Annotated in this window: 13 protein-coding genes; 8 read left to right on the plus strand and 5 right to left on the minus strand. The window is 62.0% G+C overall.

Annotated features, from left to right (window positions below):
• Positions 1 to 146: 146 nt before the first annotated feature.
• Positions 147 to 278: a hypothetical protein gene (locus ACLFKU_RS27980; protein ID WP_410851223.1), complete on the minus strand. Its 132-nt coding sequence runs from the start codon at positions 276 to 278 to the stop codon at positions 147 to 149.
• Here ACLFKU_RS27980 and ACLFKU_RS27985 point away from each other — a divergent pair.
• Positions 259 to 492 (plus strand): hypothetical protein, encoded by a 234-nt coding sequence (locus ACLFKU_RS27985; RefSeq protein WP_410851224.1) that lies wholly within the window; start codon positions 259 to 261, stop codon positions 490 to 492. The genes ACLFKU_RS27980 and ACLFKU_RS27985 overlap by 20 nt on opposite strands.
• Positions 493 to 511: 19 nt before the next feature.
• Here the strand turns inward: ACLFKU_RS27985 and ACLFKU_RS27990 are convergent, their stop codons facing one another.
• Complete coding sequence (locus tag ACLFKU_RS27990) at positions 512 to 1,015, minus strand: flavin reductase family protein (RefSeq protein ID WP_410851225.1); 504 nt, start codon at positions 1,013 to 1,015, stop codon at positions 512 to 514.
• A 455-nt stretch (positions 1,016 to 1,470) separates the two neighbouring features.
• On the opposite strand from ACLFKU_RS27990, the gene ACLFKU_RS27995 reads away from it, so the two are divergent.
• The 6 genes from ACLFKU_RS27995 (at position 1,471) to ACLFKU_RS28020 (ending at position 6,143) form a co-directional block, all read left to right on the plus strand.
• The gene (locus ACLFKU_RS27995) at positions 1,471 to 1,887 is read left to right on the plus strand and encodes a TadE/TadG family type IV pilus assembly protein (RefSeq protein ID WP_410851226.1); all 417 of its coding nucleotides are present in this window, start codon (positions 1,471 to 1,473) and stop codon (positions 1,885 to 1,887) included.
• A 10-nt stretch (positions 1,888 to 1,897) separates the two neighbouring features.
• Positions 1,898 to 3,085 (plus strand): pilus assembly protein TadG-related protein, encoded by a 1,188-nt coding sequence (locus tag ACLFKU_RS28000; protein ID WP_410851227.1) that lies wholly within the window; start codon positions 1,898 to 1,900, stop codon positions 3,083 to 3,085.
• Positions 3,086 to 3,656: 571 nt separating this feature from the next.
• Complete coding sequence (locus ACLFKU_RS28005; RefSeq protein WP_410851228.1) at positions 3,657 to 4,409, plus strand: lipoyl protein ligase domain-containing protein; 753 nt, start codon at positions 3,657 to 3,659, stop codon at positions 4,407 to 4,409.
• A 163-nt stretch (positions 4,410 to 4,572) separates the two neighbouring features.
• On the plus strand, positions 4,573 to 4,746 hold the full coding sequence (locus ACLFKU_RS28010) for a hypothetical protein (protein ID WP_410842367.1): 174 nt from the start codon (positions 4,573 to 4,575) through the stop codon (positions 4,744 to 4,746).
• Positions 4,747 to 4,819: 73 nt separating this feature from the next.
• Positions 4,820 to 5,854: a phosphate ABC transporter substrate-binding protein PstS gene (gene pstS, locus ACLFKU_RS28015; protein ID WP_410851229.1), complete on the plus strand. Its 1,035-nt coding sequence runs from the start codon at positions 4,820 to 4,822 to the stop codon at positions 5,852 to 5,854.
• A gap of 91 nt (positions 5,855 to 5,945) precedes the next feature.
• Positions 5,946 to 6,143 (plus strand): DUF3562 domain-containing protein, encoded by a 198-nt coding sequence (locus ACLFKU_RS28020; RefSeq protein WP_410851230.1) that lies wholly within the window; start codon positions 5,946 to 5,948, stop codon positions 6,141 to 6,143.
• Positions 6,144 to 6,154: 11 nt separating this feature from the next.
• On the opposite strand, the gene ACLFKU_RS28025 is transcribed toward ACLFKU_RS28020, so the two are convergent.
• On the minus strand, positions 6,155 to 7,081 hold the full coding sequence (locus ACLFKU_RS28025) for a LysR family transcriptional regulator (RefSeq protein ID WP_410851231.1): 927 nt from the start codon (positions 7,079 to 7,081) through the stop codon (positions 6,155 to 6,157).
• A gap of 130 nt (positions 7,082 to 7,211) precedes the next feature.
• On the opposite strand from ACLFKU_RS28025, the gene ACLFKU_RS28030 reads away from it, so the two are divergent.
• On the plus strand, positions 7,212 to 8,606 hold the full coding sequence (locus tag ACLFKU_RS28030) for an MFS transporter (RefSeq protein ID WP_410851232.1): 1,395 nt from the start codon (positions 7,212 to 7,214) through the stop codon (positions 8,604 to 8,606).
• On the opposite strand, the gene ACLFKU_RS28035 is transcribed toward ACLFKU_RS28030, so the two are convergent.
• Both ACLFKU_RS28035 and ACLFKU_RS28040 read right to left on the minus strand, forming a co-directional pair.
• Positions 8,587 to 11,337: an MGH1-like glycoside hydrolase domain-containing protein gene (locus tag ACLFKU_RS28035; RefSeq protein WP_410851233.1), complete on the minus strand. Its 2,751-nt coding sequence runs from the start codon at positions 11,335 to 11,337 to the stop codon at positions 8,587 to 8,589. The genes ACLFKU_RS28030 and ACLFKU_RS28035 overlap by 20 nt on opposite strands.
• A 50-nt stretch (positions 11,338 to 11,387) precedes the next feature.
• Complete coding sequence (locus tag ACLFKU_RS28040; RefSeq protein WP_368581258.1) at positions 11,388 to 12,728, minus strand: MFS transporter; 1,341 nt, start codon at positions 12,726 to 12,728, stop codon at positions 11,388 to 11,390.
• Between the last annotated feature and the right edge of the window lie 40 nt (positions 12,729 to 12,768).

Raw genomic sequence — 12,768 nt, forward strand, 5'->3', positions numbered from 1 at the left:
AGCCCAACATGACCGGTTGTAGTACCGCAGTCCTTCACCTTCTCACTTGCACCAGCCAGGCAGCGCAGCAGAAAGCACCAAAAGTCAACGTTGTACTTGCGTCCAACGGGGAAGCCCTTGTAGTACTATCCGGGAGCGGGTGGTTATTACGCCTGCAGCAGCGGTGCGGCCACCGCCACCACGGAATCAGCGACCGGCAACGCGGCTACGCCGGCAAGCGGGACTGCCGGCGCGAATGCGGCGCCGAACGACTTGCCGTTGTCAGGACAGAATTGCACGTATGTCGCGGTTCCTGCGCCCGCTTATTACGGCTATCCCGGGTATTACGGCTATCCGGGCTATTACGGTTATCCGTACGGCTACCCATACGGTTATCCATGGGCGGGCTACTACGGATGGTGGGGGCCGTCAGTGGTGATCGGGGGCTACTGGGGCGGTGGCGGCTATCACTACGGCCACTGGCACGGAGGACATGGCGGGCACTGGCATTGAGCAGCCAGCACGCCACCCATTACGAAAACGTGCTGGGATAAAGGGCCTCGCTCATGTCGAGATTGCCAGTCTGCGCATAGATCAGCGGTTTTCCGCCCGCGCCGGCTAGCGCGCCATCGACGACACGCCCGATCACCACCCGATGATCTCCCGCCGCGACGTCATCGACCACCCGACACTCGAAATGCGCGAGCGCATCGACCAATAGCGGCGCGCCGGTTACGCCGGGACGCCAGCGAGTCGTCGCGAGCTTGTCGACGGCGCGGCCCGACTGCGTGCCGAAGTGCTCGGCGAGTTTCTGTTGATCCGCGCGTAACACGCTGATCGCAAACACCGCTCCGCTGCGCAGCAGTTCGTACGACTGATGCTCGGGACTGATGCCGAGCGCGATCAGCAATGGTGCAAACGAAACCTGCATCACCGAGCTCGCGGTGAACGCATTGCGGCGCTCGCCGTCCGCTACGCCGATTACATACACACCGGAGGTCAGATGCCGGAAAAGCTGCGCGATCCTGTTGCTCATAGGGAATGAACCGTTTCAATGGGTTGTCGTCGATCGCCGCTTCGCCGCTATTGCAGAAGAATTGTGCGGCAGCGCGCAGAATTTCCCGATTTGGCTCGTATGCTTTGTAACCATAAACGGAAGCCAAAATGACAACCAGATGGCTTCCCGAGGCCCTTCGCATTCAGCAATCACATGCGGAGTGTGGCACTCATCGTCGGGGGACATCATGAGAAATCAAGCGAAGAGCACCGTCGCGATTCCATCATTTTTCAAACGCGCCACGTCATCGATGTTACCTCGATGTGTGCTGGCTCGTTGCCGTTCATTCACGCCAACTTCGATTCCCTGGCGCTAGCCGCGCCTTTGCGAAATACCAGATCGCGTCCACCGAATCAGCGTCCAGAGCAGAGCGCAAGCTCTAGCGAACAGGATGCTGTCGGTGAAAGTTGCGTGACCGCCTGCGGAGTCAAATAATGAACCTGAAAAAAAAGCAAAAGGGTGTGGTGGCCGTTGAAACCGCGCTGGTACTTCCGCTTCTGCTGCTCATTGTGTTCGGAATCGTCGAGTTCGGCCTGGCTCTGTACGACCAGGCTGTGATCACCAACGCCGCCAGGGAGGGCGCGCGAGCGGGCATCGTACTGACCAGCCCCAGACCAACGACGACGGACATCACCAGCGTCGTGACCGGCTATACGTCCTCGTACCTGATTTCGTTTGCGACGAAGAACCCCACGCCATCGGTCTCGGTAACCAACGCAGGCGGGTCGTTCGGCACCGCGTTGGCGGTCAAGGTCTCGTACACGTTCACGGGCTTGCTGCTCGGCCCCCTGATCAACCCGTTGACGGGGCCGATCACCTTGAGCTCCACGGCCACGATGAACAACGAATAAGAAGAACATCATGCCTACCGTCCATACCCTGCGTGATCAGCGCCGCGCCAAATCGATGAAGAAGCAGAAGGGCGCGGTGGCCATCATGGTCGCCCTGTTGCTGCTTATGCTCCTGAGCTTCGCGGCGCTCGCAATCGACATTGGCAATCTGATGGTGGCCCGCACTCAGGCACAGACTGCCGCCGACGCCGCGGCGCTTGCAGGGGCACAGTGCCTCTATACCCAGGCCAGCAACGCTAGCTGCAACAACGCGAGCGCCGCCAATCCGGATTGGAACGACTCGCAGACCGTGGCTGTTTCGTTCGGACCGAAGAACAATGTGCAGGGGACAGCCGTGCAGTTGCATACGTCGGATGTCGTTACCGGCTATGTCAATGTGACCAATGTTGCGGCTGGTGTATCCCAGGCCACCGTGCCGGTAGCAAGCGGAAAGATCGTGCCCGCGGTCCAGGTGACGGTCCACAAGGACGGGAGCGACTCCAACGGGAGCGTGCCGGTGTATCTGGCGCAAGTGCTGAACATCGCGTCGCTGAAGACGAGTGCGACGGCGACCGCGGTCGTGGCTAGTCCTGGAACCGCTGAAGTTGGGGCGCTGTTCCCGATCGTGATGTCGCAATGCCTGTACAACTCCTACTGGAATTCGGCGACCAATTCCCCTCTTCTTGCTACCAGTACAACCGACCCTCAAGCGGCCAACAACGGCACGCCTATTCCGCAGACGATCGGCCAACCGTACATCTTCGGGATCAGAGCGTCGTACCAGGCCGCCAATTGCAACGCAGGACAATGGACGTCCCTCTCTTCTGCTAACAGCCAGCTTGGTTCCGACGCCATAGTCGGGTTGATGACGAGCGGAAACGCGAGTCCGATGTCTATCGGCCAACCGATCTATCTGGAAACGGGCCTGAATAGCAATGCGTTCCACAACGTTGCAACGTGTAGTCAGGTCCCGGCGGGTTCGGCGGGTAGTTGTGCCTGGGTGACGGTAGCCGTGGTGAGTAACGTCACGAGTGGACAGGGGAGCACTCCGCCGATCGTCGCATTCGGGTGCCTGCACATTCTGAACGAGACAGGCAGCGGCTCCAACGCAGTCATCACCGTGCAGATGGGCAACGATCCGAACTACTGCAAAAACAGCCAGATGGACGGCATCGGCCCCAACTATGGGACGATCATGATGCCCCGGTTGGTTCAGTAACTTTGCCATCGAGGCGCGCTTCACAGCATGGCAACTCTGCGGCGCAGCAGAAGCCTGCCTCAACGCTGTTCGATCAGGATGCCAATACCCGGTCGGCACGACTCAGCCTGTAGTGGCCGACTCGACTATGCCGTGCGCAGTGTTCCTGGCCACGCCCTGTTCAAGACGCCCCACAAGTGATGGGCCCAATATGTTTCTCAGCAACGCCCGTGCGATCGCCAGGACCGTACCGAACGCGCAGCTCGTGGAAATCAAGGGCTGTGACAACTGGGCGCAGTATGAACAGCCCGAGAGATTCAATCAGGAGAGCATTGCATTTCTGCAAGAAGCCTGAGCGGGTAGGCGCCGAGTGCTAACCATGGCGTCATGGAGCAGGCGGCCTGGCGCCGATGGGAGTTTCGCCAAAGTGACGTTGACCATCGGGTGCTCGTTCTACGCGAACGTTGACTGGCCTCGAAACTGATGTCACATTCCTCGATCCGGTCGGAAATCACGGGATCTTCCTTTTGTCGGCCTCGGCCATTCCGTCTTGCAACCGATTCTGACAGTTGCTCTGTTTCGCGTTTTGACTATGTCATTCGAATTCATCCAACCTGATCCGACCGTCCACGACCCCCTTCAGGCAGAGCACACACTGCTGGACTTAGCGGCGCGTGGCCGCAATGTTGCTCAACTGTGGGAAGCGCCGAAGTCTTTGGTGGTACCGCGCAGCTATCTGCGCTATCCGCAGTTCGAATCTGCACGCTCCGCTTTTCTTCGCGGCGGATGCCCCGTCTGGCTACGCATGTCGGGCGGCGGCCTCGTACCGCAGGGCCCAGGGATTCTAAATTTGAGTCTGGCTTATTTCGTCGAGCAGCAGCCGAGCAAAATGAGCGAGGCGGTGTACCTGCACTTATGCGAAGTCATCGGGAGCGCGCTGCGCTTGGTCGGCGTCACGACCCACTACCAGGCAGTGGACGGTTCATTTTGCGACGGTCGCTTCAATCTGGCTTGGGGAGTCGACACCGACGCGCGCAAGATTGCTGGCACGGCGCAGTATTGGCGACAGGCGCCAGCCGCGATGCGGACGAGCGATGGACGGGGCCATCTGGTGCTCGCGCATGCCGTATTGCTTGTCAGTGCCGACCCGGACGAGGCGAACCGGCGGGCCAACGCCTTCGAAGAGGCGGTGGGCAGTGGCCGTCGATATGACGCGATCAAGATCGTCACTGTGCTGCAAGCGCTGGGAGGGGCTGGGGTCGGCCGCGAGCCACTGATGCCCGCTGTGATGGCTGCGATCAAGGACAGTCTCACCGACACGCCACTACCAACTGATAAGCAGTAACCCGCTTGCCCGGACTCGCTCGGCTCAGCCGGTGTAGTTCGGCGGCGCGCGGAGAGCGATTCTCCCTAACATCGAACAATGCCGCGCCCCGCCCGCGCTGAACGCAGCGCGGCCGCTGTCAACGGAATGTAACTTGAAGTGCTTAAGTTTGAAGGTTCGAGCGATGGGCAGCCGTGCCGGGTGCGTAAAGCCGAACAAAGGGCGCAACCTTCTGGAAACGCTCAATACAGACACGGACGTGCTGGAGCGGATTGAAATGCATCATCGCAAGAACACCGCGCGCCCGCGCAAGTTGCGGGAGTCCAACGCAAGTTCCCTGGGCCCGCAGGATGCGTAGTTGAGCAATTGCGTCGCGGAGCGAAGCTTGCTGCAACCATTGATCCGGTCAGTCAATCTTGTGGAGGCAAACCATGCTGTTCAAACGAGGAATTGCAGTTCTTGCCGTTGCTCTACCGCTCGCGGCCGCGCACGCGCAAACCGTCGACATCACCGGTGCGGGCAGCACGTTTGCGGCCCCGATCTATAACAAGTGGGCCGACGCCTACCATAAGGCGGGGGGCGGCAAGGTCAACTACCAGGGCATCGGGTCAGCGGGCGGCATCAAGCAGATCCTCGCGAAGACCGTCGATTTCGCGGGTTCCGACGCGCCGATGAAGGACGATGAACTGGCGAAGACTGGCCTGTTCCAATTCCCGACGGTGGTCGGCGGCGTCGTGCCGGTCGTCAACCTGCCGGGCGTGAAGCCGGGCCAACTGGTTCTGTCGGGCGCGGTGCTCGGCGACATCTATCTGAACAAGATCAAGAAATGGAACGATCCGGCGATCGCCGCGCTGAATTCGGGCATGAAACTGCCGGACACGGACATCGCCGTGGTACGCCGCGCCGACGGTTCGGGCACGAGCTTCATCTGGACGAACTTTCTGTCGAAGGTGAACCCGGAGTGGAAGTCGAAGGTCGGCGAAGGCACGACGGTGAACTGGCCGACCGGTACGGGCGGCAAGGGCAATGACGGCGTTGCCGCCTTCGTGCAACGGCTGCCTGGCGCGGTCGGCTATGTCGAGTGGGCGTATGCGAAGCAAAACAACATGGTCTACACCAGCCTGAAGAACTCCGCCGGTACGGTGGTTGCGCCGAAGACCGAGACCTTCAAGGCGGCCGCCTCGGGCGCGGACTGGAAGACGTCGTTCTACCAGATCCTGACCAACGAGCCCGGCAAGGACGCATGGCCGGTCGTCGGCGCGACTTTCGTGCTGCTGCACGCGACGCAAGACAAGCCGGCGCAAGGCGCGGCAACGCTGAAGTTCTTCGACTGGGCGTTCAAGAACGGCGGGCAGGCTGCCAGCGATCTCGACTACATCTCGTTGCCGGATTCGGTCGTGTCGGAAATCCGCTCGCAGTGGAAGACCAGAGTCAAGGATGCGTCGGGAAAACCGGTGTTTCAGTGAAGGCCTCGTTGACCCAGATCAAGTAACGGCCGCATTGAGGCGGGTAACGTGCGCGTGACGGTCTTTCATCACCGCACGCTGGGAGCAGGCAATGGTCACGCGCAACGTCGAGGAAGTCATCAAGCAGATTGCCGCCGCCACCAACACGCCAGAGGAAACGGTCTTGCAGATGTACGCGCAGACATGGATCGAATACAGCGAAGGCGCACGAATCACGGACTATCTGACGGTTCTGGTCGCTCGTCGCGTGCGCGAAAATCTACGCAGGAGGCAACAGGATTCGCATTGAGCGCGGGTGGGTCAAGCACCGTTGGGCGATGCCGCTTCCGCGCCGAAGCGTTCGACCATAAATTCAATAAAGCTCCGAAGCTTAGGCGACGTACGCCGCTCACGCAGATACAGCAGGTTCAGCGGCCGCTCGGGCGCGGCAAACGCCGGCAGCACTTCGACCAACCGTTTCGCTCGCAGATCCGCGGCCACGAGGACCTCGGGCAGCATGGCGATGCCCAGGCCGCGCAACACCGCCCGTCGCAGCGCTTCCGAATTGTCGATCCTCAGCCTGCCGTCGACGGGCACGCGCACGCGGCCGTCCGGACCCTCGAGGCTCCATTCGGCCTGCGCCGCGTGCCATTCCGAGCGCGGCGGATACGCGTACGTCAGGCACTGATGCGAGCGCAGTGCGTCGGGCGATGACGGCGTGCCGTGCGCTGCCAGATACCCGCGTGACGCGCACAACACCAGACGGTACGGCTGCAGAGGCCGTGCGACGAGATCCGGATTGCCCAGCGCGCCGATCCGAACCGCCGCCTCGAAGCCGTCGTCGAGCAGGTCCGACAGCGCATCGGTGGCGACGATATCGAGCTTCACCTCGGGATAGCGCTCGTAGTAATCCGCGATCACCGGCATCAGGCATTCGTTGCTGAATACGACGGGCGCGGTTATGCGCAGGCGTCCGCGTGGCGTCGCGAGGTGATCGAGCGCGAGCCGTTCCGAATCGTCGATCAGCCCGAGGATCTCGATGCATCGTTCATAGTAGGCCTGCCCAAACGCGCTGATCTGCTGCTTGCGCGTGGTGCGATGGATGAGTGTCGCGCCTAGCCGCGTTTCCAGCGCCTGAAGATGATTGCCGACCATCGTCGGCGACAGGTCGCAGGCTACCGCCGCCGCCGTCAGGCTGCCGCCTTCGACTACACGCACGAACACGGTCATCGCTTTGAGGAGGTCCATTCCCCAATAATAATTGGTTCTGTTGCCATTTGCCGTGCGTTTATCAATCTTCGCTGTGGGAATACAGTCCGCATACACGGCGCTTGCGGCCCATCCCGGTGCCGCATCGCCGACTTCATGCACGGACATCATGCGCAAACAGCTCAGCTCACCGGCCCGGTCGCCACGTCTTGCCTTGCTCGCGACGAGCCTCGGCTTCGTCATCATCTGTCTCGACGTCACGGTCGTGACCGTCGCGCTCGCACGAATGCGCGATGGCCTCGGCCTCGATTCGACGGCGCTGGAATGGGTCGTCAACGCGTACACGCTGGCGTTCGCGAGTCTGCTGCTGTCCGCTGGCGCATTGGCCGACCGGTTCGGCGCGCGGCGCATGTTCGTCGCTGGGTTCGTCGTGTTTACCTGCGCGTCGGTGGGGTGCGGGCTGTCGGATGGCGCGGCGCTGCTGGTTGGGTCGCGGGTGGTGCAGGGCATCGGCGCGGCGCTGTGCGTGCCGTCGTCGCTGGCGCTGCTCGGCGCGGCGTTCCCGGACCCGCATGCGCGGGCCAAGGCGGTTAGCGTCTGGGCGGGCACCGCGGCGCTCGCGCTGGGGGCGGGGCCGCTGGTCGGCGGCGTGCTCGTCGACCGCTTCGGCTGGCCTGCCATTTTTCTGATCAACGTGCCGATCGGCGTCGCGGGCATCTGGCTGACCATCGCTCATGCGCCCGACACGCAAGGTCACGCGGCGCGTCGCATCGACCTGGCCGGCCAGACGCTTGCCGTCGTTGCGTTGGTCGGGCTGACGTATGCGGTTGTCGAAAGCGGCAGGCTGGGCTGGACCAGCGTGACCGTGTTGACGGGAATGGCCGTCGCGGCCGTTACGGGCGGGCTGTTCGTCATCGTCGAGGCGCGGCAGGCGCAGCCGCTTTTACCGCTCGCGCTGTTCCGCCATGCCGCGGTGAACGTCAGCGCGCTAACGGGGCTGTCGCTGAATTTCGGCTACTACGGACTGATGTTTGCGATGAGTCTGTTTTTCCAGAACGCGCGTCACGACACACCGCTCGAAACCGGCCTCGCGTTCCTGCCGATGACAGCGGTAGTCGCAGTCGCAAACGTCGCGTCGGGTTCGCTCACCGCGCGTTTCGGTTATCGCCTGCCGATGCTTGTCGGCCAGGCACTGGCGGCGCTCGGCTATGTTTCGCTTGCGTTCGCGCGGGTGGATAGCGGTGCGCTAGCAGTCGCGCTGCCGCTGCTCACTGTTGGCGTCGGTGTCGCGCTCGCGGTGCCGTCGATCAACACCGCGGTGCTGGCGCACGTGGAACCGTCGTACATGGGCATTGCATCGGGCGTGTTGAACACCGCGCGTCAGATTGGCGGCGTGCTCGGCGTGGGGTTGTTCGGCGCCCTTGTGCGGCCGGAGTTCGACCATCTTGCCGAGGGTCTGCGTCTGGCCGCGATCATGGCCGCTACTGTGACGCTTTTGAGCCTCCTGAGCATAGTCATGGGCCTCAAGACATCCGGAGCGATGGTCACGGACGGTGCGCGTTGAGAGCATTGTCGCTGCTGCCCGCCTCGTGCGCGGAAGCGCCGGCCATCACGCGCCAGCGGTCGCTGTCGAGTACGGTTCGAGCATCGATCCGCCCGAACATGTCCAACAGAGGTGCGACGAGGCCCGTCCAGCCGGTTTGATGACTGGCTCCGAGCCCCGCACCGTTGTCGCCGTGGAAATACTCGTAGAACAGGATCAGGTCGCGCCAGTGCGGATCGTCCTGAAACTTGCTGGTCCCGCCATAGACGGGACGTCTTCCATCCGCATCGCGCAAGAACGTACCCGTCAGTCGCCGGACGATTTCCTGTGTCACCTCGAACAGCGTCATGTAATGCCCGGACCCGGTCGGGCATTGCACCTTGAACTCGTCGCCGAAAAAGCTGTAGAGGTTCATCAGTGCCCTGACAACGAGCAGGTTCACCGGCATCCATACCGGACCTCGCCAGTTGGAATTCCCGCCGAACATGCCCGTATTGGATTCGGCCGGCAGGTACTGCACTTTGTAATCGGTCCCGCCGATGTTGAGCACATACGGATGATCGAGGTGATAGCGGGAGAGCGAACGGATGCCATGCGGTCCGAGGAACTCATTCTCGTCGAGCAGGTATCCGAGCACGCGTTCGAGCTTGCGTCTGTTCAGGATCGACAGGAGCCTGCGCTCCCGATGGCCGATGAAGCCCGTATCCGTCGGCGCCACGTGCGCGAGCAGTTCCGGGTAGCGTTTGCGGAACTGGGCGATCAGCTCCATCAGTTTCGGATACCGTGTCACCGAATCTGCTTCGAATACTGTCGTCGCGCACAGCGGCAGCAGCCCCACCATCGACCTGATCTTCAGACGCATGGTCTGGCCGTCGGGAAGCCGCAGCAGATCATAGAAGAAGCCGTCATGCTCGTCCCACATGTCGTCCGGATGTTCGCCGCGCCGATCCATCGCGTAGGCGATCCACATGAAGTGCTGGACGAACCTGAAGGCGATCTCCTCGTACATCGGATCGTATTCCGTCAGGATGATCGCCATCTCCAGCATGCACTGGCAATAAAACGCCATCCACGCGGTTCCGTCCGCCTGTTCCAGCGATCCACCCGTCGGCAGCTGCGCGCTGCGATCGAACACCCCGATGTTGTCCAGCCCCAGAAAGCCGCCGGCGAACACGTTGCGTCCTGCTGGGTCCTTGCGATTGACCCACCAGTTGAAATTGAGCATCAGCCCCTGAAACGAGCGCTCGAGAAAGCGCGGGTCGGCCCGTCCCAGCTCTTTGCCGTACCGGTAGAGCCAAAGCGTGGCGGCCGCATGCACCGGAGGATTGACGTCGCTGAAGTTCCACTCGTAGGCCGGAATCTGGCCGCTCGGATGGACATACAGGGTGCGCAACATCAGCAGCAATTGCTCCTGCGCGAAATCGAAGTCGACGAGCGCCAGAGAGATCGTGTGGAACGCCAGATCCCAGGCCGCGTACCATGGGTATTCCCATTTGTCCGGCATCGAGATCACGTCCGCATTCAGCATGTGGAACCACCCGGTGTTGCGCACGTCGAGCCGCTCGCCGTCGAGCAACGGATGACTCCCATGCTCGCGCAGCCACAGTTCGAGATCGAAGTAGTAGTACTGCTTGCCCCACAACATGCCCGCCAACGCCTGACGATGCACCCGGCGCTGGTCTTCCGTCAGCGATTTCGGCGCGATGCGCGCGTAGAACTCGTCCGCATCGGCAATGCGTTCGTTGAAGGTGTTCTCGAAGCCGTCGAACGCGTTGTCGCGGCTCGCCGCGCTCAGGCGCAGCCGGATCGTCACGCTGTCGCCGCCGGGTACGTCGCATACGCAATGGGCCGCCGCCTTGGTTCCCGTTCTGGCGGGATTCACCGCCTCGCGTTGCCCGCCGGTCACATACGCGTGGAACGCGTCCTTCACATACGGCGAAGCATTGGGCTGATTCCACAGACGCCGTGCATTGCTTTCGTTTTCCGTGAACAGCAGTTCCGTCGCGCCTTCGCAATAGAGCCAGTAGTCGCCCAGTTCATGATGGCGCGCCCGAATGACGCCCGGCGCCTCTTCGCACAGCGACGGCCTGGGATCGTCGTGGTTCTCCGACCATGTATTGCGAAACCATAGCGTCGGCAGGATTCGAAGCTGCGCCGCGTCCTGCCCGCGGTTGTGCACGCAAATGCGCACGAAGATGTCTTGTGGATCGCGCTTCGCGTATTCGACGAACACATCGAAATACCGGTCGTCATCGAATACGCCGGTATCGAGCAGTTCGTACTCGAGTTCTTCTCGCGATCGCTTGCGGTTCGTCTCGATCAGGTCGACGTACGGATATTCCCGCTGCGGGTACTTGTACAGATACTTCGTGTACGAGTGCGTGGGCGTGCTGTCGACATAGAAGTAATATTCCTTCACGTCCTCGCCATGATTGCCTTCGCTATTGGTGAGCCCGAACAGGCGTTCCTTCAGAATCGGGTCGCGCCCGTTCCAGAGTGCGAGCGCGAAGCAGAGTCGCTGCTGGTCGTCGGATAGTCCGCCGAGCCCGTCTTCTCCCCACCTGTAAGCGCGCGAACGCGCCTGGTCGTGGGTGAAATAGTTCCAGGCGTCGCCATCTTCGCTGTAGTCCTCGCGGACGGCTCCCAATTGCCGCTCGCTCAGGTACGGCCCCCACTGCTTCCATGGCACTTGCGCCGTATGCGCGTCGTTCAAGCGTTTTTGTTCCGTGACATCGACGTCTGCGCGAGCCATTTCTGCCTCCGTTACGGCCGGATGAACCTGCAACAGGCGGGGCCGTGGCTCTATGACGATCGCCCGGCGAGTCCGCTGGATACGTGTTGCTGCGAAGCAATCCTGATGTGCGAGACGAACCACGCCGCGAGCACGAACCACCCCGCTGCGACGACGAACGCGACGACGTAGGCGGTTCCGGCACCCGCAAGCGCCTTCACCCACGACAGCATCCACCCGGTCGCCGCGGGGCCGAGGATCTGCGGCAGCACCATCGACACTTGCCAGATGCCCATGTCCTTGCCGCTGGATGCATCGTCTGGCAACACTTGCAGCGCGAGCGCCCAGTCGACGGCTTGATAGGTCCCGTAGGCGGCGCAGAAAACGAGTCCGACCGCGATTACCAGCGACAGGTTCGGATGCAGCGCCAGCATGACAAAGCCGATTGCGGCTCCGGCCATGATCCAGCTTGTCAGGCGGACGACGGGGACCGCGCCGTGGCGGTCGGCGAGCCGAGCACCCAACAGGCTGGCCGGGATCGCCAGTACGACGCCGACACCGAGAAGCCCGTTCATCACTCCGGTCGGATGACGAATGCCGATCACGTCCTGCAGGTAGTACAACATGAAGGTGAAGATCGACCAGATTCCCATGTTGCCGAACAGACGGGTTACCAGCACCCAGTAAAAGTTTCGGTGGAGGCGCGGGTCGAGATAGAACGAGCGCAAGAACGCGAGGAGTTCGAACCGTTGATGGGATCTGACAGGCGTCGGCTCGCGCGAGCCGCGAATCGTCAGCCAAAGGCAGAGCAGCATGATCGCAATGAACGTGGCCACCGTCGGATAGAGGCGGCCCGGCGAATAGAGCACGACGAGCACCACGTTGCCACTGATGGTGCCGAGCACCGACATCACGTTGAGCCACGCGCTCGCGCGGTTGGTTTCCCGTTTGGGCACGACATCGGGCACCAGCCCGGCATACGGACCCGCCGCCCAGTTCCACCAGAACTGCAGATTCAGGAACGCGAGTGCATACAGCCATACGCTCGCCCCTCTGTTGAACGAAGCAAGCCATACCAGGGCAACCGCAGTGCCGAACACGCCGGTGACGAGAAACGATCGCCGACGTCCATGTTTTGCGATGGAGCGATCTGAAAGCGCGCCGGCCAGCGGCGCCACGATCATTGCAACGAACGCGCCGGACGCAATGACGGAGCCGGCCACCCCTTCCTTCAATGCGGCATCGCGTCCGAGCATTTCGGCGACCTGTGACGGCACCAGCACCGGAACGACCGTCATCCATTGGGTAAACAGCGCAAACCACAGCGACGCGATCTGTATGTGACTGAGCGTCGTCAGGCGAGGGGCGGGCGGTCTGGTCGACACATTCGAGACTGGACTGGATAGGGGCATGTCAGAGGTCCATGTGCGTCGCGCGTTTTGCTGCCCGCTC

Source organism: Paraburkholderia sp. EG304, from assembly GCF_046543485.1.
Taxonomy (GTDB): Bacteria; Pseudomonadota; Gammaproteobacteria; order Burkholderiales; family Burkholderiaceae; genus Paraburkholderia; species Paraburkholderia youngii.

What these genes read in the sequence shown, in the direction of transcription:
- ACLFKU_RS27990 (WP_410851225.1), bottom strand. Translation starts at nt 1,015, where the DNA reads ATGAGCAACAGGATCGCGCAGCTTTTCCGGCATCTGACCTCCGGTGTG.
- ACLFKU_RS27995 (WP_410851226.1), top strand. Translation starts at nt 1,471, where the DNA reads ATGAACCTGAAAAAAAAGCAAAAGGGTGTGGTGGCCGTTGAAACCGCG.
- ACLFKU_RS28000 (WP_410851227.1), top strand. Translation starts at nt 1,898, where the DNA reads ATGCCTACCGTCCATACCCTGCGTGATCAGCGCCGCGCCAAATCGATG.
- ACLFKU_RS28005 (WP_410851228.1), top strand. Translation starts at nt 3,657, where the DNA reads ATGTCATTCGAATTCATCCAACCTGATCCGACCGTCCACGACCCCCTT.
- ACLFKU_RS28010 (WP_410842367.1), top strand. Translation starts at nt 4,573, where the DNA reads ATGGGCAGCCGTGCCGGGTGCGTAAAGCCGAACAAAGGGCGCAACCTT.
- pstS (WP_410851229.1), top strand. Translation starts at nt 4,820, where the DNA reads ATGCTGTTCAAACGAGGAATTGCAGTTCTTGCCGTTGCTCTACCGCTC.
- ACLFKU_RS28020 (WP_410851230.1), top strand. Translation starts at nt 5,946, where the DNA reads ATGGTCACGCGCAACGTCGAGGAAGTCATCAAGCAGATTGCCGCCGCC.
- ACLFKU_RS28025 (WP_410851231.1), bottom strand. Translation starts at nt 7,081, where the DNA reads ATGGACCTCCTCAAAGCGATGACCGTGTTCGTGCGTGTAGTCGAAGGC.
- ACLFKU_RS28030 (WP_410851232.1), top strand. Translation starts at nt 7,212, where the DNA reads ATGCGCAAACAGCTCAGCTCACCGGCCCGGTCGCCACGTCTTGCCTTG.
- ACLFKU_RS28035 (WP_410851233.1), bottom strand. Translation starts at nt 11,337, where the DNA reads ATGGCTCGCGCAGACGTCGATGTCACGGAACAAAAACGCTTGAACGAC.
- ACLFKU_RS28040 (WP_368581258.1), bottom strand. Translation starts at nt 12,728, where the DNA reads ATGCCCCTATCCAGTCCAGTCTCGAATGTGTCGACCAGACCGCCCGCC.